This window comes from Spirochaeta thermophila DSM 6192, assembly GCF_000147075.1.
GTDB classification, from domain to species: domain Bacteria; phylum Spirochaetota; class Spirochaetia; order Winmispirales; family Winmispiraceae; genus Winmispira; species Winmispira thermophila_A.
Map to the genome: position 1 here is coordinate 73,859 of NC_014484.1, position 23,845 is coordinate 97,703.

At 61.3% G+C, this 23,845-nt stretch carries 24 protein-coding genes; 21 read left to right on the forward strand and 3 right to left on the reverse strand.

Annotated features, from left to right (window positions below):
* Window positions 1-4 precede the first annotated feature (4 nt).
* The 15 genes from STHERM_RS11820 to STHERM_RS00375 all read left to right on the forward strand — a co-directional run bounded on the left by STHERM_RS11820 (window position 5) and on the right by STHERM_RS00375 (window position 9,329).
* On the forward strand, window positions 5-166 hold the full coding sequence (locus tag STHERM_RS11820) for a hypothetical protein (RefSeq protein ID WP_013312882.1): 162 nt from the start codon (window positions 5-7) through the stop codon (window positions 164-166).
* Complete coding sequence (locus STHERM_RS00325; RefSeq protein WP_148223836.1) at window positions 144-752, forward strand: hypothetical protein; 609 nt, start codon at window positions 144-146, stop codon at window positions 750-752. The genes STHERM_RS11820 and STHERM_RS00325 overlap by 23 nt, the downstream gene beginning before the upstream one ends.
* A 27-nt stretch (window positions 753-779) precedes the next feature.
* Window positions 780-1,061 (forward strand): Imm74 family immunity protein, encoded by a 282-nt coding sequence (locus STHERM_RS00330; protein WP_041623071.1) that lies wholly within the window; start codon window positions 780-782, stop codon window positions 1,059-1,061.
* A gap of 261 nt (window positions 1,062-1,322) precedes the next feature.
* Window positions 1,323-1,856, forward strand: a complete 534-nt coding sequence (locus STHERM_RS11660; protein WP_148223837.1) for a hypothetical protein — start codon at window positions 1,323-1,325, stop codon at window positions 1,854-1,856.
* Window positions 1,846-2,013 carry a hypothetical protein gene (locus tag STHERM_RS11825; RefSeq protein ID WP_158304539.1) on the forward strand — a complete coding sequence of 56 codons (168 nt, stop codon included), beginning with the start codon at window positions 1,846-1,848 and terminating at the stop codon, window positions 2,011-2,013. The genes STHERM_RS11660 and STHERM_RS11825 overlap by 11 nt, the downstream gene beginning before the upstream one ends.
* Window positions 2,010-2,516, forward strand: a complete 507-nt coding sequence (locus STHERM_RS00335; RefSeq protein ID WP_013312885.1) for a hypothetical protein — start codon at window positions 2,010-2,012, stop codon at window positions 2,514-2,516. The genes STHERM_RS11825 and STHERM_RS00335 overlap by 4 nt, the downstream gene beginning before the upstream one ends.
* Window positions 2,517-2,536: 20 nt before the next feature.
* On the forward strand, window positions 2,537-2,686 hold the full coding sequence (locus STHERM_RS11665; protein ID WP_158304540.1) for an RHS repeat-associated core domain-containing protein: 150 nt from the start codon (window positions 2,537-2,539) through the stop codon (window positions 2,684-2,686).
* Window positions 2,687-2,802: 116 nt separating this feature from the next.
* The gene (locus STHERM_RS00340; protein WP_041623073.1) at window positions 2,803-3,336 is read left to right on the forward strand and encodes a hypothetical protein; all 534 of its coding nucleotides are present in this window, start codon (window positions 2,803-2,805) and stop codon (window positions 3,334-3,336) included.
* Window positions 3,337-3,500: 164 nt separating this feature from the next.
* Window positions 3,501-3,977, forward strand: coding sequence for a hypothetical protein (locus STHERM_RS00345; protein WP_013312887.1), 477 nt, complete (start codon window positions 3,501-3,503; stop codon window positions 3,975-3,977).
* A gap of 227 nt (window positions 3,978-4,204) precedes the next feature.
* Entirely contained in the window at window positions 4,205-4,885 is a 681-nt protein-coding gene (locus STHERM_RS00350; RefSeq protein ID WP_013312888.1) for a CDP-alcohol phosphatidyltransferase family protein, read from the forward strand.
* Window positions 4,886-4,896: 11 nt separating this feature from the next.
* Window positions 4,897-5,367, forward strand: coding sequence for a GtrA family protein (locus tag STHERM_RS00355; RefSeq protein ID WP_013312889.1), 471 nt, complete (start codon window positions 4,897-4,899; stop codon window positions 5,365-5,367).
* 57 nt (window positions 5,368-5,424) lie between these two features.
* Window positions 5,425-6,570: an aldo/keto reductase gene (locus STHERM_RS00360; protein ID WP_013312890.1), complete on the forward strand. Its 1,146-nt coding sequence runs from the start codon at window positions 5,425-5,427 to the stop codon at window positions 6,568-6,570.
* A 45-nt stretch (window positions 6,571-6,615) separates the two neighbouring features.
* Window positions 6,616-6,999 carry a response regulator gene (locus STHERM_RS00365; protein ID WP_013312891.1) on the forward strand — a complete coding sequence of 128 codons (384 nt, stop codon included), beginning with the start codon at window positions 6,616-6,618 and terminating at the stop codon, window positions 6,997-6,999.
* Between the two features lie 39 nt (window positions 7,000-7,038).
* The gene (locus tag STHERM_RS00370) at window positions 7,039-8,616 is read left to right on the forward strand and encodes a P-loop NTPase (protein ID WP_013312892.1); all 1,578 of its coding nucleotides are present in this window, start codon (window positions 7,039-7,041) and stop codon (window positions 8,614-8,616) included.
* Window positions 8,613-9,329, forward strand: a complete 717-nt coding sequence (locus tag STHERM_RS00375) for a phosphatase PAP2-related protein (protein WP_013312893.1) — start codon at window positions 8,613-8,615, stop codon at window positions 9,327-9,329. The genes STHERM_RS00370 and STHERM_RS00375 overlap by 4 nt, the downstream gene beginning before the upstream one ends.
* On the opposite strand, the gene STHERM_RS00380 is transcribed toward STHERM_RS00375, so the two are convergent.
* Window positions 9,313-9,876 carry a manganese efflux pump MntP family protein gene (locus STHERM_RS00380; protein WP_041623075.1) on the reverse strand — a complete coding sequence of 188 codons (564 nt, stop codon included), beginning with the start codon at window positions 9,874-9,876 and terminating at the stop codon, window positions 9,313-9,315. The genes STHERM_RS00375 and STHERM_RS00380 overlap by 17 nt on opposite strands.
* A 51-nt stretch (window positions 9,877-9,927) precedes the next feature.
* On the opposite strand from STHERM_RS00380, the gene STHERM_RS00385 reads away from it, so the two are divergent.
* Window positions 9,928-10,824, forward strand: coding sequence for a GGDEF domain-containing protein (locus STHERM_RS00385; protein ID WP_013312894.1), 897 nt, complete (start codon window positions 9,928-9,930; stop codon window positions 10,822-10,824).
* Here STHERM_RS00385 and STHERM_RS00390 read toward each other — a convergent pair.
* Window positions 10,821-12,584, reverse strand: a complete 1,764-nt coding sequence (locus STHERM_RS00390) for a putative glycoside hydrolase (RefSeq protein ID WP_013312895.1) — start codon at window positions 12,582-12,584, stop codon at window positions 10,821-10,823. The two genes, STHERM_RS00385 and STHERM_RS00390, sit on opposite strands and share 4 nt — an antisense overlap.
* A 110-nt stretch (window positions 12,585-12,694) precedes the next feature.
* Between STHERM_RS00390 and STHERM_RS00395 the strand changes: the two genes are divergently transcribed.
* From STHERM_RS00395 to STHERM_RS00415, 5 genes are all read left to right on the forward strand, one after another.
* Window positions 12,695-13,855 (forward strand): hypothetical protein, encoded by a 1,161-nt coding sequence (locus STHERM_RS00395; protein ID WP_237223303.1) that lies wholly within the window; start codon window positions 12,695-12,697, stop codon window positions 13,853-13,855.
* Between the two features lie 3 nt (window positions 13,856-13,858).
* Complete coding sequence (locus tag STHERM_RS00400; RefSeq protein WP_013312897.1) at window positions 13,859-15,490, forward strand: hypothetical protein; 1,632 nt, start codon at window positions 13,859-13,861, stop codon at window positions 15,488-15,490.
* 30 nt (window positions 15,491-15,520) lie between these two features.
* Entirely contained in the window at window positions 15,521-16,636 is a 1,116-nt protein-coding gene (locus tag STHERM_RS00405) for a hypothetical protein (RefSeq protein WP_041623077.1), read from the forward strand.
* Window positions 16,637-16,756: 120 nt separating this feature from the next.
* On the forward strand, window positions 16,757-19,369 hold the full coding sequence (locus STHERM_RS00410; RefSeq protein ID WP_013312899.1) for a PD-(D/E)XK nuclease family protein: 2,613 nt from the start codon (window positions 16,757-16,759) through the stop codon (window positions 19,367-19,369).
* Window positions 19,366-22,824: a UvrD-helicase domain-containing protein gene (locus STHERM_RS00415; protein WP_013312900.1), complete on the forward strand. Its 3,459-nt coding sequence runs from the start codon at window positions 19,366-19,368 to the stop codon at window positions 22,822-22,824. The genes STHERM_RS00410 and STHERM_RS00415 overlap by 4 nt, the downstream gene beginning before the upstream one ends.
* Here the strand turns inward: STHERM_RS00415 and STHERM_RS00420 are convergent.
* Entirely contained in the window at window positions 22,814-23,803 is a 990-nt protein-coding gene (locus STHERM_RS00420; RefSeq protein ID WP_013312901.1) for a beta-ketoacyl-ACP synthase III, read from the reverse strand. The genes STHERM_RS00415 and STHERM_RS00420 overlap by 11 nt on opposite strands.
* Window positions 23,804-23,845: the final 42 nt, after the last annotated feature.

A 23,845-nucleotide genomic window follows, 5' to 3' on the forward strand; every position in this document is an offset into this window, starting at 1 on the left:
CGAGGTGGGCCTGTGGCTGAGCCCTGATCTGGAGGGAGTGCGGCTCGTCTCCCCCATGGAGGACGGGGCTCCCCGGAGTGGGTACAGCCTTGCCGAGGCGACCATGTGGTACGGGTACTGCAGCTACACCCCCCTTACGGTACGTGGATCCGGATGGGAGGGATGATGTTATTACTGATGAACAGGTGTATGCGAGGTTCTATGAGTGGCAGGCGCAGCGGCCGGAAGGTTCACCGGTCACGGATGATGTGGTACTTAACTGGCTGTTTGGGAGGGCGGTAGGGGGTGAGTTACCCTCGGTGGAGGAGATACAGCAGCAGGTTGCGATGGCAGAGCCTGCTGCGGTGGTGTATGGGCAGGCGGGGTTAATGGTAGTAAGTGGGGGTTTTCTCCCTGGGAAGGGGCTCTCTGTTGTGGGTAAGACACCTACCTCTAAGGTCAGGGTTTTTTGGTCTGGAGGTAGAGAAGTAGCGGGGAAAGCAGCCATGGAATGGGCAAAGGAGCATGGGGGTATAACATTGGAGATGTCGATTGGAGGTAGAATAATGGAGAACATAGGGAGATTTCTTCCCAGGAATCTTCAGGTTAAGATATGGGGAGTCCTTTCTCGAAGATTTGCAGCAGGAGCGGAGGGTGTGGTATATTGTTTTCAAAATGCTGCTGGGTTATCGTTAAAGAGTTTTTGGGCTACTCAGGAGTATCCTATTTTGGCTAAGAATGGTGTAGAGATAATTTACAAGCTGGTGAAATGATAGAGAAACAAACAGATGAGGTGAGAAATGATACGAAAGAAATGGTCTCACAAGATAGTAAGTGATGAAGGATTTAGTATTGTGATTTTGAATAAAGACACACTCCAATATAAAGAAGGAGATAAAAAGCTTACTCTCAATTCAGAGCTCCTAGCAAGAGAGGGAGGCTTTGTAATATATAAAGACGCAATAACTAATTGGGATTCGCCATATCATGATATTAGGATTTCCCAACCCGAGCGGGATCAAATCCTAGAAAAGATAAAGATGTTGTTATCAGCTGAAAATATAAATGTCCAAATAATATAGGTGATTATCTTTCTTTCTCCATCTAATGGTATACTGAAAGGAGAGAGGTGGCACACACGTGGACGTAGTGCTCCTTTCACGGCTTGTAGCCGATAGAATGAGAACGATTTCCTCCTTGGAGGGAGAAAGAGCTTCTTCCTTGTTCCACACAGTGTCCCTTCTGCGGAAGCGATAACATAAGGGAAGTTCGTCGAGGAGAGAAGTACACGTACTACCTGTGCAGGATGGTATGCCTACTGCAGCTACAACCCCTTACGGTACGTGGATCCGGATGGGAGGGCGGATTGGGCGAAGATAGCAACTGGTTTTGGGATGATGGTAGGTGGGGCTGTTGTTGCTGTGGGAACGGTGGTAGAGGATGCGGTTACGGGAGGATGGGGAACATGGAACGATCCTGCATCGTTTGGAGCTGCAGGAACATTAGTGCTTGGTGGCGCCGCACTCATGGCAGAAGGGATAAGGGAGGACTCAAGAGCTTCCTCGATAGCGATACCGGATGCATTGGCGGAATCATCAGGGCGTGACTATGTGTATCACGCAACGAGTGCAAGGGCCTTTGTAGAAGAACTCACCAGAAGAGGAGCAGCAGCTATAGACTATGAAAACCATGGTGACCCGGAAGCAAGATTTGGACTGGCGTTCTATGTAGCCGAAGATCCAGGTACTGCTCTGGCTGAGACAAAATTCTCAGCAGAGTTTGTGGTAAAGTTTAGTATGGATAAGAGAAGGATACTGGGATCTGACAGATCCAGCAGTAGCCGCACAATATGGGTATGTAGACGGAATGAAGCATAAGCATGTTCCTGCACTGCTTAAGGAAAAGAGTTTACCTGGAGGTGCGGCGGCGATAAAATACTGGAGTGAGAAGAATCCTGGAGGGGTGTGCTACGCAGTAAAGGATCCCAGTATTCTACGGTTTGAAGGAGTCTACTACATAGGAGGACTTGAATGAGTGAAAAGGAAATGCCTTTTGAGACGTATGTATTAAAGTGCAGCAACTGTGGACATGTGTTCAAAGAAGAGTGGAAGGATGTGGATATGACCTTTGACCGAGTAGTAAAGTGTATAAAGACGGGAGAGTTACGTTACTATAATGCTTATGAAGATAAAATCTATAACAAAATAGCCGACCTCGTTAAAAGGTTTTTAGGCACTAAATCCTTGGATGAGCAAACGAGGATCAATAGATTTTATGATATTATTGATAAGATATATAGGAAGTTAACTGCCCTCTCATTAGGATGTGAGTATGCCCACCGGTATAAAGATGTGTGTCCCCAATGTGGGGTGAAGGGGAAGGAGAAGTTTGAAGAAATCTGTGTATTCAAGGAAAGAAAAAAAATAAAGCAGTTGGAATATCGACCCTTGAGTGATGATGAGCTGAGAGAGCTGGTGGAAGAAATACTACGTGAGTATGAAGGAGGGGAGGCAGAGGAGGATGAGAGCGGGAGATAAGAGGAGAGGATGGTCTGTGGGTGGAGTGGCGGTGGGCGCACGACGAGTGGGCGGGACGGCCCGAGGTGCGGTACCGGTATGCGGGCAAGGAGTGGGACGAAGAGAGCGGGCTGTACTACTTTGGCGCGCGGTACTACCGGGCCGAGGTGGGCCTGCACCTTAAGTCCTGATCCTGAGGGGACGCGGCTCGTCTCCCCCATGGAGGACGGCGCTCCCCGGAGTGGGTACAGCCTTGCCGAGGCGACCATATGGTACGGCTACTGCAGCTACACCCCCCTTACGGTACGTGGATCCGGATGGGGGAGAGAATGTCCTCCAACAGACATGGAATACCCTTCAGCAGGTGGGGGCCGCTTTCACTTCATTTGGAGAGTTCGTCAACAAGAGAGGACTTCCTCACTATGGACTGTTTCTGAAGGGGGCAGCCTTTATCTGGAAGAGCCCGGGGAACTGGTATGCGGGGGTGAAGGCATCGATAGTGGGGACGAGGCGATTGTTTGAGAGGCGGTACGAGGTGCCAGCCCATACGTACATGAGGGCGGCCGTTGCGGCAGGAGGGATGCTGGCGAAGGGGTATAGTGAGGCGGATGTGAGGGAGGTGTACACGTATCTTCTTGCGAATCCTGGGAGTGATGTGTCGGTGATAGGGCCGAAGGGGGGAAGCGAAGGGATGGGGATCTATGAGAAGTATGCGATGGAGATAGGCGCGAACTATCTTCCGTCTGAGGGGTGGACGAAGGAGAAGAACAGAGCCTACATTGAGGGTATCATCGAGAGGGGGATGTGGTATTGTTCGCAGGGAGATTTGATCCATCCATAGCCGAAGCATATAGTAAGGACACAGGGATTAATTTTTATGATACGGAGAAGGGACCCTGGTTGGGGAGGGAAATTGGTATGTTGCTTTCCGCTGGATACACATGGAATAGAGAGTACACCATGTTGTTACCGCCTCGGACAACCGAATAGTAAGGAGGGATTGCTATGAGATGGGAGGGATCATCTATACGAGAGAGAGCCGAGTTTCTTGTGACGTACGCGGAAGACAAATTCCATTTTCTTGAGGAGCGGAGCTTTGAGGTGAAGACGTACCGTTTTGGGCTGGAGTATGCTCATCCTTTATGTGTGTTTAAAGTTCATCCAATATCATATGCGACACTTATTGAATTGATATGGTATTCTTCTATTGATGAAAAATCGAGAATATACATGCTTCCCTTACTGGAATACATTATATATAAAAAGACAGGAAGGAAAACCCAACTGTTCATGCCAAAAGCGAAGTTATTCTCACCGATAGATGTGGATATGAAGGACTGTATTGATAAAATTGACATATCCGCTGAGTATAGCGAGAAATATTTTGAAGACATTATGGACTTTTTTCAAAAGCATGACGAAGAGAGGGTGGGTTTTGAGAGGTTTTTAGATGAGAGGAGAAAAGAGAGGAGAGGTGAGTAGGGGACTGCTCTTTATTTAGGAGAGAATAGCCAGGAGGTGATGTGGTATGAGGGGGAGGGGGTATGATGTTGGGGGAGAGGAATTCCGAGAGGTAGGCTTGCACCTTACGCCCTGATTCGGAGGGGATGCGGCCACCCATGGAACAGCGTACTGTCCGTACTCGGCCAGGTGGAGAGGATAACCCCCTTCTCCTTGCCGGATCGGGGAGAATGGCGTAGTATTTTCTCATGGAACGGAAGGATGCGAGACGGATTCAAGAGTCGTTTCTCAGCGGACCGGAGCGAAAGGCGCTGGAGTGGATCGCGGGCCGTCTTCCGCGCTGGGTGGTCCCCGATCACCTCACGTGGTTCGGGTTTTTCGGGGCCCTCGTGGCGGGAGCTGGCTACGTGCTCACCACCTGGGGGAAGGGGTTCCTCTGGGTCTCTTCTCTGGGCTTCGTGATCAACTGGTTCGGGGACAGCCTCGACGGCACCCTCGCGAGGGTGCGGAAGATCCAGCGGCCCACCTACGGGTTCTTCCTCGATCACAATGTGGATGCACTCACCGCGTTGGTGATCGGTATCGGCGCGGGGATCTCTCCCTTCGTCTCCCTCTCGGTGGTGCTCCTCATACTCATCGGGTACTATCTCTTGAGTATCTTCACGTACATCAACACCTATCTCCGCGAGGTCTTCAAGATCTCCTACGGCGGATTCGGTCCTACCGAGCTCAGGTTGGGTATCATCGTACTCAATGGGCTCTTCTACTTCATCCCTACGGACAACCCATCGGTGAGGGTCCTGGGCATCGGCATGAAGTACTTCGACCTCTTCGCCCTGGTGGTGGCTCTCGTCCTTTTCTTCCTCTATTTCTACTTCTTCCTCACGGCGCGCAGGGAATATGAGAAGGTCGATCCTCCCCGTTCATAGGAGGTCGTTTCATGTTCGTGCGATTCCTCAAGTTCTTCGCGAGCAGGTTGGTGGGAACGGGGGTGGACACCTTCGTGCTGTGGCTGGCGAGTACGTTTCTGTTCTCCTCCTACGTAGGGAAATACCTCGTCGCCCCTGCCCTCTCGTTCGAGGTGGCGATGCTCCATAACTACACGATCTCCTATTTCTGGATATGGCGGAAGCGGATACGCCACCGGGGGCCGGCGGACTTCTTTCGGAGGCTCCTCCCTTACAACCTCTCCGTGCTCTTCGGTTTCGGGGTGAAGATGGTCCTCCTCCTCCTCCTCGAGCGGCTCTTTCACTGGGACGTGGTGTGGTGTAACCTGGGTGCCCTCACGGTTTCCGGCGTGATCAACTTCTTTCTCGGGGAGCTGGTGGTCTTCAAGAAGGGGGGGTACTCCTATGAGGACGGGCTCCTGCTCGACCCCGAAACGGGCTGGACGAGGGGTGTCGAGAAATAGGTTCGCGTGCTATCATTATCGAATCTGATTTGATTTTTGCTACATAGAGGAGGTTTTATGTACTATCGGACGATGGGACGCACCGGGGTCGAGGTCTCTGCGCTTGGGTTCGGCTGTATGCGGTTCCCCACGAAGGGAGGGGACGGCAGCCGGATCGATGAGACGCAGGCCGAGAGGATGCTCCTCTATGCGATCGAGCACGGGGTGAACTACCTCGATACGGCCTGGCCCTATCACGGAGGAAGGAGCGAGCCTTTCGTGGGGAATGTCCTGGAACGACACGGGTTGAGGGATCGGGTCTTCCTTGCCACCAAGATGCCCATGTGGGAGGTGAAGACAGGGGCCGATCTCGACAGGATTTTCGACGAACAGCGGAGGAGGCTCAAGACCGACTACGTGGATTTCTATCTCCTCCACTCCCTCAACAAGGAGAACTGGAGGAGGGTGGAGGCTTCGGGTGCCCTCGAGTGGATTCAGAAGAAGAAAGAAGAGGGGGCGATCCGGTTCATCGGGTTTTCCTTCCATGACGAGATTTCCGAGTTCAAGAGATACGTGGACGCTCTGGGAGAAGGGTGGGATTTCTGTCAGATCCAGTACAACTACATGAACGAGTACGAGCAGGCGGGCACCGAGGGCCTCAACTATGCGGTCGAGCGGGGGCTGGGGGTGGTCGTGATGGAACCCCTCCTCGGGGGATATCTCGCGGGGAGGATTCCCAGGCTGGAGCCGGTGTGGGCGCAGAGCGGAAGGCCGTGGTCGCCTGTGGAGTGGGCCCTCAGGTGGCTCTGGAACAATCCGAAGATCTCACTCGTACTCAGCGGGATGAGTACCATCGAGCAGGTGGAGGAGAACGTGAGGATCGCCTCCACCGAGGGGGGCGCGCCGGGGAATCTCCCCCCCGAAGATCTGGAAGTGATCGTGCGGGTGAGGGAGGTGCTCGAGTCCTCCAAGGTGATCCCCTGCACCTCATGCAACTACTGCCAGCCCTGTCCCCACGATGTGGAGATTCCTCGGATCTTCAAGATCTACAACGATGCGGAGATCTTCGGGAACGTGGGGAACGCGCGTGGGGCCTACAGGTGGATCCCGGAGGGGCATCGGGCTTCGGACTGTGTGGCGTGCGGCGAGTGTGAGACGAAGTGTCCCCAGCAGATCGAGATCATCGACTGGCTGAAAAAGGCGGGGGAGCTCCTCGAGGTGTAGGGAAGAGGCTTGCGCTCCCGGGAGAGGTGTTCCACACTTGATACTATGAGGGTGCTGGTGGTTGAGGACGAGTTTCTCTCCCGGGAGAAACTTTCCGCGTTCTTCTCCCGCTATGGAGCGGTGGACAGTGCTCCGTCCGGACGGGATGCACGGGTCCTCTTCGAGAGGGCCATCGAAGAGGGGCTTCCCTACGACTGCATCAGCGTCGATCTGCACCTTCCCGACGAGGACGGCCTCTCGCTGCTCGCGTCTTTCATCCGGAGGGAGCGGGAGGTCGGTGGGGGATGGTTCTCGAAGAAACTGGTGATAAGCGGGGACACGCAGAGGCACGTGGTGGAGTCGGCCGTGCGCGCGGGGTGTGATGCCTACATCGCCAAGCCCGTCCGGCTCAAGGTGCTGGAGGAGCGTCTGCGTCTCATCTTCAGGTGATTATTGCACGGGAAGGGGAGGTCTCGTATACTCCAGACGATGGGTACGTATGTCCTGGGTGTAGCCTCGGGAAAGGGCGGGGTGGGGAAGACGACCACGGCCGTGAACCTGGGGCTCTGGTATGCGAGGAGGGGCCTCAGGGTGGCCCTCCTCGATCTCGATCCCCTCGCCAATCTCCACGTGGTCCTGGACATCCCCCTCTCCGAACTCTCTGGGGTGAGGTATCCGAATGACGGGGCCGGACTGGACGATGCGTCCTACCGGTACCTTCCGAGGTTCCACCTCCTCTTTCCGCCTTCCTCCTTCAGGCCTGCGCCGGACAGGATCGCCGATCTGGTCTTCCGTTCGTTGTGGCACGAGGTCGAAGCCCGCTATGACGTGGTGATCGTGGACTTTCCGCCGGGGATCTCACAGGAGGAGAGCCTCGCCTTCCTCCCTTGTCTCTCACACGTCCTGGTGGTGACCACCTCGGAACCCACCGCCCACGTATCCACCGGCGGCTATCTGAGGGCGCTTTTCGATGTGCAATCTTCTGCGAAGGCCATGCTCTGGTTCAACCGGTACAGTCCGTCGGTCTGGGATGGTTTCCTCCCGGATGATGTGGTGGGGACCTACAACCGTTTCGCTCCAGAGGAGATGCGTCTCTCGCACTCTGAGCGGGAGCGTATCCTCACCGTGGCCCGTGTACCGTACGACGCCACGCTCGACCTCCTCAAGGCCGAACCTTCGCTCGATGTGGTGCTCGATGCTCGTCTGGGAGAGACCCTCGAGGTGCTCTCCCGCAGACTCCTGGATCTGTGGGCGGTACGTCTCTCCCTCCCCTCTCATGTCACGTCGCTGTGGACGAAGTGGTTGCACGAGCACCCCGACCTGGATGCCGGAGATGCGGCGCGCTCGTTTCTTTCGAGCATGGAGAGGCTTCTCGGGGTGGAGGAGGTGGAACGGCTCGTCGAGGGAAAGGCCGAGCTCGTGCGGTTCGCGGAGATGCTCGCAAGGACCTCGTTATGGAGGGCGCTCTGCCGGGTGAGAGGGCTCCTCGATGCACGGGTGGAGGGTCGGAGTGTTCCGGATCGGGTGCTCTACGAACATGTGCGGGATGTGCTCACCCTGTTGCTCCCCTACGGGATGAGGGATGGGTTCCTCAGGAACCTGGGGGGGATGCTCCTCGCCTCCCTCGCCCTCCACATGCTGGCGGCCAACCCCTCCGTGGCCCGGCTGATCAGGGGCTTCGTCCCGCTGAAGAAGGAGGGCGGGCGTATCCGGCGGGACAGGGCGGCTCAGATCAGGTACCTGGTCTCGAAGGACGCCCTCTACCACGAGAAGTACGTCGATCTCGTGGGCAGACTCTTCCCCCCCTTCATGGAGCAGGTCTCGAGGCTCGTCCAACGATGGGGGTTTCAGCGGTTCCTGTTCCGGGTGCCGGGAGGGGAGCCCCACAAGGCCGCCTATGTGAAGCTCCTGAGCAACGTGCTCCACGATGCCCTGCACGCGGGACTGGGGGTGTTCTTCGCCTTCAAGTACAGCCCCGCGGGCGAGGAGATACGGGAGGGGGCGGAGCGGATCCTCGGCGTGATGGCAGGGGGGAGGAGTCTCGCGAAAGGAGGGAGGGCCGGATGAGTGCCGATCATGGAGAGGGGAGCGGCCGAATGTCGGTGCAGGATCATGGACGTTCATTTCTCCTCGGGTGGTGGAGTCGTGTCCGCCCTCTGTTATCCTCGAAGAGGTATCTGGGGGATCTCCTCGCCTCCGGGAGCCTGCTCTTCTTTCTCGTACGGGTGGTGTACCTGGAGTGGCTCCGGGAGTATCTCGCTGCCCTGCCTCCCAACCCCATCCCCGACAGGATCCTCGAGCTCGCAGGTCCCTACAACCTCGATTTCTTCGTCTCCACGTATATCGTGCTCATGGGTACGCTCCTCGTGCTCCACGTGGTGCTCACCTGTCCCGAACGGCTGCCTTTCTACCTCAAGGTGTATTCCCTGCTCTACGCTCTCAAGTTCGCCGGGCTTCCCACCACCGCCCTCACGGCACCCGCTGATGCCATCTTCGACACCTTCGATCCCATAGAGAACGACCTGTTCTTCTCGGGGCACACGGCTTTCATGTTCCTCTCCTTCCTCCTCGTGAGGCACTCGTCCCGTCCGCTCTCGTGGGCATTCCTCGGGTCCACGTTCCTCGAGGCGGCCTGCGTTCTGCTCATGCACATGCACTACACTATCGACGTGTATGCCGCTCCGTTCTTCGCCTATGGAACCTACAGGATCGCGTTCCTCCTCTTCGGGAAGAACGCGGTGGCATACGAGGCCCTGCGGACCGCTAGAGGAGGTGGGTGAGGAGGGTGCGGATCCCTACGGCCCACAGGACGAGTCCGCCGGCCATCTCTGCATAGCGTTCGATGAAGGTGGCGAGATACTTCCCGGCGAGGCCGGAGAGGAAGCTCAGGCCGAGGGTGACGAGGCCGATGAGCAGCACGGGGAGGAGGAAGGCGCGGGAGAGGAATCCCAGGGTGAGTCCCACGGCGAGGGCGTCCAGGCTGGTGGCCACCGAGAGCGAGAGCACCTTCCACAGGCTCGGGGGGTCGGCGTCCCTGCACGCCCCTTCCTCCCGGTAGAGGAGTCCTTCGCGGATCATCTTGCTCCCCGTGACGGCGAGGAGGAGGAAGGCGATCCAGTGGTCCCACTGCTGGATGAGGTGTATGAAGGAGGAAGCGGTGAAGATGCCCAGGAAGGTCATGCCGGCCTGGAAGGCCCCGAACGAGAGGGCGATGAGAAGGAGGATCCTCCTCTTGAGGCCGGGGTGAGAACAGGCGAGGGAGGCTGCGGCCGCACACGCGTCGATCGCGAGGCTCACGGCGAGTCCTGTGACCATGAAAAGCGGCATGGCTTGCACTATACTGACCAGGGCCGAGGGTGTCCATACTGAGGAGGAAAGATGAGACTGCGAACATACCATGCGGTTGTGGTGCTCGTGGCGACCATGGTTGTGGAGGCTCTGGCCTTCTGGGTGAGCTTCCCGTTCGAGGTGCCGTACTGGGATGTGTGGATGTTCTTCAGGGTGGCGATGCTCGTCATCGCCCTCACGTGGCTCGTACTCCTCAGGAAGGAGTTCGTGCAGCTTCGGTATATGCTCACCCTTTTCCTGGGGATCTGGGCCCTCGTGGTGGCGGTATGGGGGGAGCTCCTCGCCGCGGCCTTCTGGCCGGGATCCGTGGTCATCGCAGTGCTCAATGGCTTCTACGTAGTGGCCCTCACGGGAGTCACCATCGGCGTGATGCTCCTCATCAGAATGTATCGGATGACGATCTCGGAACTCTCCGAGAAACAGCGCAGGCTGATCGAGCTCTCCATCACCGACGACCTCACCGGGCTCTACAACGCCCGCTACTTCTACCGGAGGCTGGAGGAGGAGATTGCGCGGAGTCGTCGCTACGGGAGGCCACTTTCGCTCCTGTTCATCGATCTCGATGATTTCAAACGGTTCAACGACACCTACGGGCACCTCGCAGGGGACAGGGTCCTGCGCAAGGTGGCACGGGTGCTCAGGGAGTCGCTCAGGGAGAACGACTCGGCCTACAGGTACGGCGGTGAGGAGTTCGTGATCATCCTTCCCGAGACCGGTGCCGAAGAGGGGTGTGTCGCGGCCGAGCGTGTGAGGAGGCGCATAGAGGTCTGTTCGTTCCGCGGGAAGGAGAAGGTGAAGGTGACGGCGAGTGTGGGGGTGGTGGAGTACCGCGAGGGGGATGCGATAGAGGACTTCGTCCGTCGGGCCGATCAGGCCATGTACAAGGCAAAGGCGGAGGGGAAGAACCGGATCTTCCTCGTGGACTAGTCGAGCCGGGCGGCCGATGTGGGTTCGGGAGGCCGGAGGGTGAAATCGGGGGGGATCATGTAGTAGTTGCCCGAGGCGTTCCAGCAGGTGAACCCGTCGGCCTGCGCCTCGATGACCCCCTGGATCTGGCGCTTGAAGTAGGTGTAGTAGGTCTCCTCCTCGAAACTCCGCTCCCCTCCGATGAGGAAGGTCTGGACGTAGGGCCTGATGAGGATCTGGCCCTCGGTCATCTCGCGGGCCCTCAGGGTGCTCTCCCGGTAGATCCACCTCGCCCTTTCAAGGTAGGGGAGGTGTGGGAGGAAGGCCTTGCTGTAGTGGGAGGGATAGTACATGGGGCAGAGCACATCGATGTAGGGCCAGAGACGGGTGATGTCCTGTCCGAGGTAGCTCGTCCTGCTGGTGGCGTTGAATCCGAAGACGTCGAGGCTGATGGGTACGGAGACCCTGTCCCTCACGTCGGAGAGAAAGGCGATCAGGGCATCGGTGGGGGTCTCGTCCGGCCGTTTGTAGCGGGAGGTGAGGGTGGAGGTGTCGCCGTCGGAGGGAAACCTGATGTAGTCGAACTGGATTTCGTCCACTCCGAGGGAGGCCACCTCCTCGGCGATGGCGGCGTTGTACGCGCGTACCTCCTCGTTGTATGGATCGACCCAGAACTCCACCTGCTCGGTTCTCGTCTCGCCCGTCTCCTCGTCGGTGTAGGTGCGGAACACGCCCCAGGGCTTTCCTGTCTTCCTGTCGAGGAAGGCATAGGTGCCGCCGTCGTAGAGGGCGAGGGCCTTGTCCTTGAACACGGGGAGCCGTGCGATCACGTAGATGCCGTGGGCGTGGAGGGTCTCGATGAGCGTACGGGCGTCGAAGAGGGGGCGAACCGCGCCCATGGCGCGGGCGAGGGGGAGGGAGCTCTCGTAGCGAAGGGAGCCGTTCTCGTCCTTGAAGTCGATGACCACGGCGTTGAAGCCGTGTGCCTCGAGGAGCTCGATGTAGCGGGGGAGGTGTTCGGGGGTGGCGAGAGGGGCCCGGAGATAGATGGCGTGTTTGCCCGAGGCCTTTTCCCTGCGCCGTGTACGCTGCGGGTCTTTTCCCGCGGTTCGCACGACGGGGGTGATGAGGGTCTGATCGGGGAGGATGAGGACCTCGCCCTGTCTGAGGATCTTCTGGAGGTCGAGACCCCACTCGGGGAACCGCCGTTCGATGAGGACGGGATTGGGGATGGGGCGGGGTGAGGGGGATCCCGGCGGGAGGAGATAGGCTCCCTTCCCGAATCCGAGGAGGATGGCGATGCCGTCCTCGAGGGGGGCGATGCCCGCCACTTCCTCGTGGAATCCGCCGCCCAGGTAAAAGGGAAGTTCCTCCGGGAGGGGTACTTCCTCCCAGGTGACGCCGCCGTCGCGGCTTCGGAAGAGGCCGTCGAAGGAGGTGCCTGCGAGGAGGGTGGATGACCCGGTGAGCGCGAGGGCGCGGATGTGGGTGGAGGCGTTGAGGGGGCCGCGGAGGTCGAGGGTCTTCCAGGTGAGACCTGCATCCCGTGTGACGAGGAGCTCGTGTTGGGTGGCGAGGATGAGAGTGTGGGGGTCGGTGCGGTCCCAGGTGAGGGTGGTGAGGGGATAAAGGTGGGCGGGGAGGGGGTGTTCCTGCCAGGCGGCGCCTCCGTCGAGCGAGGTGAAGAGGGTGGTGGGGGTGAGGCGGTAGCGGGGGACCTCTTGGGGGAACGCGGGGAAGACGACGAGGATGAAACAGAGGGCGGAGACGAACCTGCGCACGATACCTCCTGTACGTCCGGCGTGGGTATACGCGTGGATATAGTAGTACCAGAAAGACCCGAAAAAAAGAAGGGTTTGAACTCTCCTCCCTTTTGGTGTATGTTGTTCCTGTGAAGCGTGTACCGTGGTGCGTGTTCCCGATGTTCCTGTTGCTCTCTTCGTGTGGATTCCTCCTTCCCGAGTTCAGCAACCCTCTCGACCCTTATGGAAAAAACGCCGACACATTCGCCATAGAGTTGCTCAACGAGGACAGCGTACCCCAGGATCTTGGGGCCTCGATCTTCACACCTCTCGCCGCTGCGTGGACCGGGGGGGAGGCCGTGGTGGCGTGGGTTGATGCTACGGAGGTGCGCGCGTGTGTGGTCTCCGGAGAGGGGGAGCTCCTGGCGGGGGCGGGCGCGCTTTACACGGGGAGTGTGCCCTCAGGTGTGAGGATGGGGGGTGGGGACGGCTCGTGCACCCTGGTGGTGGAGGACGGGGGGGAGGTGTGGGTGGGGGTGGTGGAGGCCTCGGACGGGGCTCTCCAGGTGGAGTCGGCTTTCCAGTCTTCGGGATGGGGGGTGACCGGGCTCGCTGCGGTGAGCGAGCCGGTGTGGGTGGGGTGGGAGAGGTGGGTGGTGGGGTACGTGGATGGGACGGGGGATATCCACCTGGTCCTCCTGGACAGCTCGAGCGATCCTGCGGTGGTGGTGCAGGACCTGGATCTGGGACCCGGGAGCGGGACTGTGGTGAGCCTTTCGGCAGCGGGTGATGGCACGGGCGGTGGACTCCTCGTGGTAGGGGACGACAATGGGGTCACTGCCACGTCCATCTACGGTATCTCCTTCTCCCTCTCCCAGGATACGCTGGAGGTAGGAAGTGGAGGCATCTTCGGTGCGACGTTGTCCGGGATAGGGCCTTTCCCGGTGGCCTTCGGTGAGGGGCTGGGGGCGTACCTCATCCTGTCTACTGACGGGAGCGACCTCCAGGGGATTGCAGTAGCAGGAGAGCAGGTCCTGTGGACGCGGGACTGGGGGCTCCCGGCCGCCGGGGGTGTTTATGGGGTATGGGGGGAACCTGACGGCTGGGGACTCCTCTACGAGGAGGCGGGGGTGCTCAGGATGGCACGTAAGGACCCGGCTCTCTCCTCGGACAAGGTGGGGAGCCCCTACGCGGTGTACACATACACCACGGGGGTGGAGGCTGCGGCTGTCTCCACGGGCGAGAAGTACCTCGTGTTCTATGCCGACACCGATGGAGTGAGTCCGGGGACGCTCTTCGTACGGGAGTGATGCATGAGGAAGGTGTGTCCCGTCGTGCTTTCGATCCTCGTTGCGGCGACCCTCTGCGCTGCACCGGTGAGGGTGGGGGTGGTCCCCTACGACCTCTCTGGAGGGGAGGTGCAGGCCCGCGCGGTGAAGGAGACCTTTCTCCGGGCCCTCGTGTGTAATCTCGCGATACTCGAGGAGACCGAACCGGTAGTGGTGAAGGGTGAGGATGCCGGGAGGGATGTACGGGAGGTGGGTCGGGAGTACGGGGTGGAGCGCCTCGTCAGACTCTCGTTCAGCGAGGGGGCCGACGGCTACCGCCTGAGCGTCTTCGTGTACGACACAAAGGGGGGCACGGCCATCGGAGGCCCTTCGGTGAGGATCTCCCGGGGAGAGGCCCTCTTCGAGGCCCTCGTCGCTCCCATGGGACAGGTGCTCACGATCCTTCTGGGACGGGAGGTGCCTCTGGGCCGGCTCGTGGTCCAGAATCTCGGGGAGCCCGGTCGTTTCCAGCTCGAGGTGGACGGTGTGGATCTCGGAGACCGTCTCAAGGTCCTCGCCCCCCTGGTCGCAGGCTCGCACTCGTGGAGGGTGCGCCAGAGACGTTTCGGCCGGATCGTGGAGATCCAGAGCGGCACGGTGGACGTGGCCGCCTCAGATACGGGGAAGATCATCGTGAGCATCCCGCGCCTTCTCCCCGAGGAGGAACGGCGTATCCAGGGCCTCGAGGATCGGATAAGAGGTGCCGCCCTCGAGGGGCGGAGGGATCGGCTCGAAGCCCTCCTCGCCGAGTGGGAGGCCCTCTTCGGCGACGTCTCCTTTGCTCCCTCGCTGGCAGCCTACAGGGAAAGGAGGAGGGCCTTCAGGGCCCTCGTACAGGTGGGGGATCTTCGTAGGGAGGTGGAGGGCCGGGTCCTGGACCCCGATCCCTTCTTTTTCCAGCGGATCAGGGCCCTCGAGGGGGCTCTTCCGGAGGAGGTGAGGTCCGATCCGGCGGTGAGGGATGCCCTCGCAATCTGTGCAGAGGAGGCCCTTCTCTCCCAGGTGTACCACGTGTTCCGACTCTTCCGGGAGTCCCGGTTCGGAGAGGCGATGGCCCGTTATGCTTCCCTCAGACCCCTCCTGGTCTTCGTGAGGGATCCGTGGAGGATCTGGTACGAGAGGCTCTGGTTCCACATGAACAGGATGGACGAGCGGTACCTCCGTGAGGGGGTGAGAGGACGAGACCTCGTGCTGCCGATACTCGAGACGGCGCTGGGGATATCGCTCGACATCGCTGCGGTCTACCTGTTCTATACCGACAACAGCGCGCAGTTGCTCGCGGAAGCCTATGAACGCTATCCCGACTATCTCGCGGCGGATACACCCGAGGAGGCCGCCCGTCTCCATCGGGAGATAGAGGACCGCATACGGAAGGCGAACAACCATACATTCGCGGAGTGGAGCTGTGCCTTCGGGGGACTGTTCTTCTCTATCGTAGGACCCATTCACCTCTACCGGGCAATGCGTGCCCCTGCGGTGCGGGCGTGGGAGGAGCTCTCCCTCCTCTTCCCCCGGGAGACCAGGGCTTCGGAGGTGCTGTTCACGCTCCCGGCCTACAGGATCGACGAATGGATCCGGGAGCAGCACGAGGACATGGCGGCAAGGCCAGGCTCGTGAGTGAGGGATCCCCAAGGCAAGGAGGTGACGATGAAACGGTGGTACCATGTGTGCGTGGTGCTCTTCTTCGTGGTGACGGGCTGTACGACGTCACCCGGCGAGAGGGCTGAGTCGGCCGTTCTCCCTGTGGACTCTGCAGGGGACGAGATCGAGGCGATGATAGGCCGGGCCTCTTCCCTGTTCGACGAGGGGGCGTTCTCCGAGGGGCTTTCGCTCATGGCGAGGGCCCTCTCCCGGGCCGAGGCCGAGGGAAGGGAGGATCTCGCGGCCCGTGTGAGGGAGAGACTCGAGAGCCTGGAAGACCGGCTCTTGCTCGAGCCCGCGAGCCCGTGGTTGGAGGAGGGCCTCACGCAGCGGACGGCCTCCACGCTCGGGGTCGAGCTCCAACCCGAGGTGATCCTCTCCTATACCGGTGCGGGCGGCAAGGTGGTGGTGCCGGACGTGCCGGTCGTGTTCTCCTTCGTGAGCGGCGGGGGGGAGCTTTCGCAGCGTGTGGTGCGCACGAATGAATACGGGCAGGCAGGGACGGTGATCCTCTCGTTCGACGATCCCAAGGAGGAACAGATCGTGGAGGCCCGGGTCGTGGTGGGGGAAGGAGATCCCCGCATGGTCTTCGACCGGCTCGTGGTGCGTTTCGTGTATCGAGCGCCGTCCCGGAAGGTGGTCCTCATTCCCTTGGTGCGGCCGGGCGAAGAGGAGGGGAGGATCGCCGAGGTCTTGAAGGAGGCCCTCGCGGGTATCCCCTATGTCGTGCAGTTGTACGAGGGTGACCTCTCATCCGGGCTCTTCATTCAGGCCTTCAGGGGGGAGCGGGATGCCCTCGAGCAGGTGAAGCAGACCGAGGATACGGCGTATGCCCTCCTCGTGCTCGTCGAGTCCACCGGCGTCTTCCCTCTGGAGATGGGGGGGAGGACCTACAAGCTCTACGTAGCCGAGGGGAGGGCGGATATCCGGCTCGTGCGCATCGAAGATGGTGCCCTCCTCTACGAGAAGGTGCTGGAGCGTACCAGGGAGGCGGGGACGCATGGCCAGGGGCCGACCGAGGACCGTGCCGCCCTGGACGTGGTGAGGGCCCTCGTGGAGGACGCGCGGGTCTTCTTCAGGGAGCACGGGGCGGAGCTGGTGGAAGCCCTCACGGGTGAGTAGAAAACGGGTGTGGGTTTTTGTATCGAGGATGTGCAGAATTTGCACATCCTTTCGTGTAACGTGTACGTGCGAGAGCCTCGTGAAGAACCCGGACCATGATGAGCCCGAAAGGAGTCTTCGATGAAGGTAGAGGTGTGCGACCGTCCTGAAGAGGTGTCCGAACGGGTGGGTCGTCTTCTCGATGAGGGGTGGTGCGTGGTCTTCCCCTCGGAGGTGGTGCGGCGTTCGTTCCTGGCGGCGTTGGCCCGCCGCTGCGGGGGGATCGATGCGGGACGGCTCCACACGTGGGATCGGTTCGTGAGGGATCGGTTCGTCGGCCAGGGGAAGATCCCTGCAGGGCCTCTCCACCGGGTGTGGGCAGCAGCGGTGCTCCTCTCCCGGGAGGAGGCTCAGGACTACCTTGCGCCGGTCTTCGGTGAGGTGTGGGAACGCGGCGGGCTCGAGGGGTTCCTCGCTTCCGTGCTTCCGGAGATCCTCCTCCTGGATCTCGGTGGGCGGGGCGATGCCCCTTGGGATCGGGCACTCTCCTGGCTCGCGGAGGGATACAGGGGGGTACTCGAGGAGGCAGGGCTCTACGAGACCGAGGAGGAGGTGAGGCGGGCGGCGAAGGAGGGGAGGGCGCCCGAGGAGCGGGTGGTGGTGGTGTATCCTGAGCTCTACACCGCGGTGGGGGTCCCCTGGGAGGTCCTGGGGCCTTCCTGGCTGGGGCTCTCGCTGCGTGCAGGTGTTCCGGAGGATGCCTCGGTCCTCGTCTGTTATCCGGATGCGGTGAGCGAGGTGCGGGCTGCGCTCATGGAGGTGAGGGATGCGCTCAAGGAGGGGGAAGAGGTGGAGCTGGTGTTGGCGGACAGGGGGCTTTTGGGGCTCCTTGCAGAGGAGGCCGATCTCCTCGGTATCCCCCTCTCACCGGAGGTGGGGAGGGCCTTGCGTGAGGTGCCGGGGGTGCGCCTCCTCTTCCTCATGGACGAGGCCCGTCGGACGGGGTGGGACTTCGACTCGGTGCGCGACCTGCTCCTCGCCGGAGATGTACCTTGGAAAGAGGGGTGGGGTGAGGCGGTGAGGGAGGCGGTGGAGAGGAAGGTGTGGGGACGGAAAGGATGGGAGAAGGTGGGGAGGGTGGGTGAGCTCCTCAGGGCCGTGCAAGGTGTGATGGAGGCGGAATCGTTCGGTGCGCTTCGGAAGGCCCTGGACTCGTGGGTGCAGGGGTGGCTGGGGGCGTGGGCGGACGATGCGGAGCAGCGGGCGTGGGGGTTTGCGAGGGGGCTCCTCGGCCAGCTCTCCTTGCTCGAGGGCAGGACCGGAGTAAGGGTGGGGAGGCCGTGGGAGGTGTGGATCGAGGCCCTGAAGGCGGTGCCGTATGTCCCCGGCGGTGGTGAAGGGGTGCCGGTCTATCCCTATCGGGTGAGTGCAGGGGCGGTGGGGGTGAGGCAATGGGTGCTGGGGGCCTCGGCAGAGGGGGTGGAGGTGGCCTCGATCCCTGTGGAGTTCCTGCCCGAAGACGAGCGGGGGCGGCTCGGGGTCTCCACCCGGCGCTTCACGGAGTCGTTCGTGTATGCGTATCTGAGGAGCGGGGCGAGGATGAGCATGCACCGGGTGCAGGAAGAGATCACCCACGAGGTGCCTTCGGTGTTCCTCCTGGAGGGGACCGTGGAGGAGCGGGGGATGGTCGAGGACCACCCCCTTGCGGTGGAGCAGAGGGTGTGGAGGGGGGAGGTGGTGGAGGTACGGCCGGTGGAGGCGATGGTGGATGGGTTTCGGCGGGCGGAGAAGGTGCGGGAACGGTGGGGGAAAGGGGCGGAGCCGCTCGGAGGGGTGGCGGGGGAGCTTTTGGAACGGCACGGGATGCGGAAGGGGAATGAACTCCTCCTCTCCCCTACGGTGGTGCAGGGTTTCTACGAGTGCGGGCTCAGGGCCTGGTATGAGCGGGTGGGAGGCCTGGAGGAGGCTTCGTTCCGTCCTGGATTCATCGATCGGCGAAGCCTCGGGATCGTGTACCACGCGTTGCTGGAGGAGGTCTTCTCTCCCTATGTGGGGAGGCTCCTCTCAGAGGTGAGGCTTCCCGAGGGCTTCCGGGCGAGGGTGGAGAAGGAGCTCGAGAAACACGGGGCGGTGGTCAGGGAGTTCATCGAGATCGTCGCGGATCGGGTCACTGCACGGCTCGAGGGCGTGATCGAACGGCTCAAGAGGCTCTTTTCAGGTACGCCACCTGCTCGGGGCGCCAGGGTGGGGCGGATCGAAGGGTGGGAACGATCGCCGATCGCGGAGGGGCTTGCCCTGAGGGGGAGGCTCGACCTCCTCGTGGAGGACGGTGCGGGCAACCCGGTGCTCTTCGATTTCAAGTATACGAACGTCCCCTCCTTCCCCCATCCGGACAAACTCGAAGAAGGACGACGGTTCGAGATGCAGCTTCTCCTCTACGCCCTGCTCCTCGAGAAGCAGGAGAAACGGCTCGTGGAGGACGCCCTCTATGTGTCGGTGGAAAAGGACGAGGTGCTCTCCCTGAGGAAGCGGCTGGTCAGTAGGGGGAACCGGAACACGCAGATGTACCGGGACGACGAGGGACTTGAGGACCTCTTCGAGCGCCTCGAGCGAACGCTTGTGGAGATCGGGCAAAGGATGGAGGGGGGACAGATCTCCTATGCGGAGGATCGCGATATCTGTACCACACGGGCGGGGGGATGCCCGTTCCGTCGGGTGTGCAGGGTACGCTATACCGTGAGGGAGGCGGAATGAATCTGAACGAGGATCAGAGACGGGCGGTGGAGACGGAGAAGACTGCGGTGGTGATCGCGGGGGCGGGCTCGGGGAAGACCCGGGTCCTCACCGAGCGGTACCTCAGGCTGGTGAGGAACGGAGTGCAACCTTCCCGGATACTCGCCCTCACCTTCACGCGAAAGGCTGCGGCGGAGATGCACGAGCGGATCTCACAGGGGATCCGTGGGCTCGCCCGTTCGAGTCACGGATTGCTGGAAGATTTCGAGAACGCGCACATCTCCACGCTCGACAGCTTCTGCGCCCTCGTCCTGCGGCCCCATGCCCTTGGGTTCGGGATACGACCGGATTTCGGGATGTGCGCGGCGGATGATCTGGAGGGGCTCGAGAGCAGGGCCCTCTCGTTCCTCCTCTCGAAGAAGGATCGTCCGGGGGTGCGCCGGCTTATCCATTCTTGGGGGCTCGATCGGGTGGTGAACGACTTCCTGTGCCACTACGGGAGGAACCACGCCATGGTAGGGGCTGTCCCGGATCCGGAGGAGTGGGAGGAGTGGTATCAGGAGAAGGTGGAGGAGGCCTTCACGTCGGTGGATGAGGGGATGGAGAGGTGCGGGGATTTCGTGCGGGAGTGCGCCCGGGAGGCTCGCATCCTCGAGGAGGAGAGGAAACGCGAGAAGAAGAAGGTGAGTGAGAGCATCGGGAAGCTCATAGATGCCGGCACGATGTGGGAGGTTGTGGAGGCGGCGTGGGATCGGGTGCGCTCCCGGCGGGAAGGGGGGAGTGGGTTGGTTCCAGAGGTGGTGAGAGAATGGCGTGAGGCCCTGGATGAGGTGGCCTCTTCATTGAAAGGCCTCAGGGTTGATGAATTACGCGATGCGATTGACACGCTCAAGAAAGAGCTTGGGGTGGGGAAGAAACCTCCTTCGTCTTCGCTCAGCGCCGTCGCCGGGGATCTGGTCTCGCTCCTGGAGCGGAGGGAGGAGGCCTCCTCACTCTTTGGGGTGCTCGCGGAGTGGCACGGAGAGGTGGAGCGGTTCAAGAAGGAGCGTAACCTGCTCACCTTCGGGGATGTGATGCACCTGGTCCTCACGCTGCTCAAGGAGGAGAAGGAGGTGCGGGAGTTCTACAAGGGCCGGTTCGACGCCATCCTTGTGGACGAGTTCCAGGACAACAACGGCCTTCAGCGGGATCTCCTCTTCCTGCTCGCCGAACGCAAGGGGCGGTGTGGCGACGGGGTTCCTTCGTTCGAGGATCTTGAGCCCGGAAAGCTCTTCGTGGTGGGGGACGAGAAACAGTCGATCTATCTCTTCAGGGGGGCGGATGTGGGCGTGTTCCTCGATCTCAAAGAGAGGGCGAACAGGTCCTCCCATGGCGAGGTGATGAGGCTCCCGCACAACTACAGGTCGGAGCCGGGTCTCCTCGATGCCGTCAACAGGATGGCAGGGGCCTTCCCGGAGGAGATGAGGGGGGGGATCGAGTTTCTCCCTGCCGAGGCGGGGAGGGAAGGTGCGGGTTTCACGCCACGGATCGAGGCCGGTGTGTACGTGAAAGAGGAGGAGAAGGCGAGGGCGGAGGGGCGGGATCTGGTGGATGCGGGGACTGCGGAGGCGTGGTGGGTGGCCGGTCGTATCCGGAGGTGGGTGGAGGAAGGGGAGCTTGTGGTGCGGGACGGGGAGGAGGTGCGGCCGGTGCGCTACGGGGATATCGCGGTGCTCATGCGTACGGGGACCAACCAGCTCGCCTTCGAGCGGGCCTTCAGGGCGCACGGGATACCCTATACGGCCGCCTACAGCAGGAATCTCTTCCTCGAGGCTCCTGCGAACGATCTTTTTTCCTGGCTCTTCATCGCGGTGTACCCGCACGATCTCCTCTCGTATGCCGCGGTGTTGAGGGGGCCGCTCGTAGGGTTGTCGGATAGGGACATCCTCAGGCTCATCGAGCGGGAGGAGGGGTGTTTTTCCCTTTCCCGAGAGGAGGTGGAAGAGATGCTGGGGGATGAGGAGGAGCTCCTGAGGGAGAGGGTGGAACGGTATGAGCGGGGCAAGGAGATATACGACTGGCTGGTGTCGCACAGGGACAGGGTGCCGCACGAGCGTCTCCTCAGGTACCTGTGGGTCGACTGCGGGTATCGTATGGTCCTCCTCGGCCGGGAGCAGCTCCACCCCTTTCTCAGGTTCTACGACGAGCTCGTCGCGTTCGTGCGGAGGTGGGAGGAGAGGCCGCTTGCGAGGTGTCTCGATGAGGTGAAAGAGGAGCTCGGTCGTTACGGCCGGGTGGATGTGGAGGAGGGGAGGGGAGAGGATGCGGTGCGGATCATGACGATCCATGCCGCGAAGGGGCTCGAGTTTCCCGTGGTGGTGCTCGCCTCGTGTGGGGCCGAGAGCCGTCGGGAAGGGGAGGGGAAGATGCCGTACTTCATGGTGGAGGGGGTACCTGCCTTCGGGTTCGAGGGGGATGAGGAGGGGAAGAAAGAGAACCCCCTCTACAGGCGGGCCGCGGAGGAGATGAAGAAAAAGGAAGCGGAGGAGATGCTTCGGCTCCTCTATGTGGGGCTCACGAGGGCGCAGTCTCACCTTCTCATCACCGGTGAGTGGAGGGGTGCGGTGGGTAAGGAGGAGCATGGGGCGGATGACGGGTCGAAGAAAACGGTCCCTTCGTTCATGTCGCTTCTCTTCGAGGCGAAGATCGAGGAGCCTGAGGTACGGTTCAAGGCCGATCAGGAGGGGATCGCGGGGGTGGAGTGGCGGGATCCGGAGAGGATTCCGGGGATCACGGAGGAGGAGCTGCGGGAGCGGGTCGGTTCGGGGAGCCGGGGGGGACGGTGGGAGGAGGCGGCGCGGTGGTATGAGGAGGTGGACGAGGGGGTCGGGGGGGTGAGGCCGGGTGTGCTGAGTGTGAGCGTGCTCGCGGGGGAGTGGGAGGCGGAGCGAGGGGGGGAGGCGAGGGGGAGGGGGGCGGTGTTCGGGAGCCTGGTGCACCGGGGGATGGTGTTGTGGGCGCGACTGGGGGACGAGGGGCGGGTGAGGGAGGCGTTGAGGGGGGAGGCGCTGGCGTGGGGGGGGGATGGTGAGTGGGGGGAGGTGGACAGGGTGTGTGAGGAGGCGGCCGCGCTGGTGCGGAGGTGGGCGGAGAGCGAGGTGGGCAGGGAGGTGCTGGGGAATGGTGCGGGGTGGGAGGTGGAGTGCGTGGCGGAGTGGGAGGGGCGGGTGTTGCATGGGGTGATGGATGCGGTGTGGGTGGGGGATGGGGTGGTGCGGATCTACGAGTGGAAGACCGAGGAGGAGCCGGATGTGGAGCGCTACCGGGCCCAGCTCTTCCTGTACGGGCTCATCGCGAGCAGGGTATGGCCGGGGAGACGGGTGGAGTGTGTGCTGGGGGTGCCGGGGGGCCGGATGTGGCGGGGGGTGTGGGGGATGGAGGGGGAGTGGGAGGAGGTGGCGGCGTGGGTGAGGGGGAGGCTGGGGATCACCATATGATGAGGTTGCCTCCGTAGGTGAGCCCGGCACCGAATCCCACGGTGAGGATGCGATCCCCCCGTGTGAGGAGCCCCTTCCTGTTCATCTCGTCGAGGGCGAGGGGGATGGAGGCCGCGGAGGTGTTCGCGTACTCCTCCAGGTTGAGGTAGAACTTCTCCATGGGTATGCCCAGGCGCTGGGAGCAGGCCTGGATGATGCGGACGTTGGCTTGGTGGGGGACGATGTAGGCGATGTCGTCGATCGTGAGGTCGTTCCTCCGTAGAAGTTTCTCGATGGTCTTGCCCATAGCGCTCACTGCGAACAGGTAGACCTTTTTGCCGTTCATCTGCACGTAGAAGTCCTTTTCTTCCTCAGGGGTGAAGGTGAGGGGACTGCGGGATCCGCCCTTGGGCCTCAGGAGGGCCAGGGCGTCGTTGCCGAGGGAGCGGAGCACGCTGTCTTCAATGCTGCTTGTGCTATCAGGGGAAGGACCTACCAGTACGGCGCCGGCGGCATCGCCGAAGAGGACACAGGTGTTGCGATCGTTCCAGTTGAGGATCCTGCTGTTCACCTCGGTCCCTATCACGAGGACGTAGCGTGCCCGCCCGGCCTTGATGTAGCAGGCAGCGGTCTCGAGGCCGTATACGAAGCCGGTGCACGCGGCGGTGATGTCCATGGCCGCGGCCCGTGTGCAGGAGAGGTTGTCCTGGATGATGCAGGCGGTGGCCGGATAGCTCAGGTAGTCGGGGGTGGAGGTGGCCACGAGGACCATGTCCACCTCTTCAGGGGAAATCCCTGCCGCATCGAGGGCCCGGGAGCCTGCGATGGTTCCGAGGTCGGAGGCTGCCTCGTGATCTGCGGCGATGTGTCTGGCCCTGATCCCGGTGTGGGAGTGGATCCACTCGTCTGAGGTGTCCACCATGGTGGCGAGTTCTTCGTTCGTGAGCCGCCGGGGAGGCGCGTAGGACCCGGTGGAGAGGATGGCAGGCTGCGTCATCATCAGATGCACTCCTTCAGGGAATATGTGAGCAAAGATAAAGGA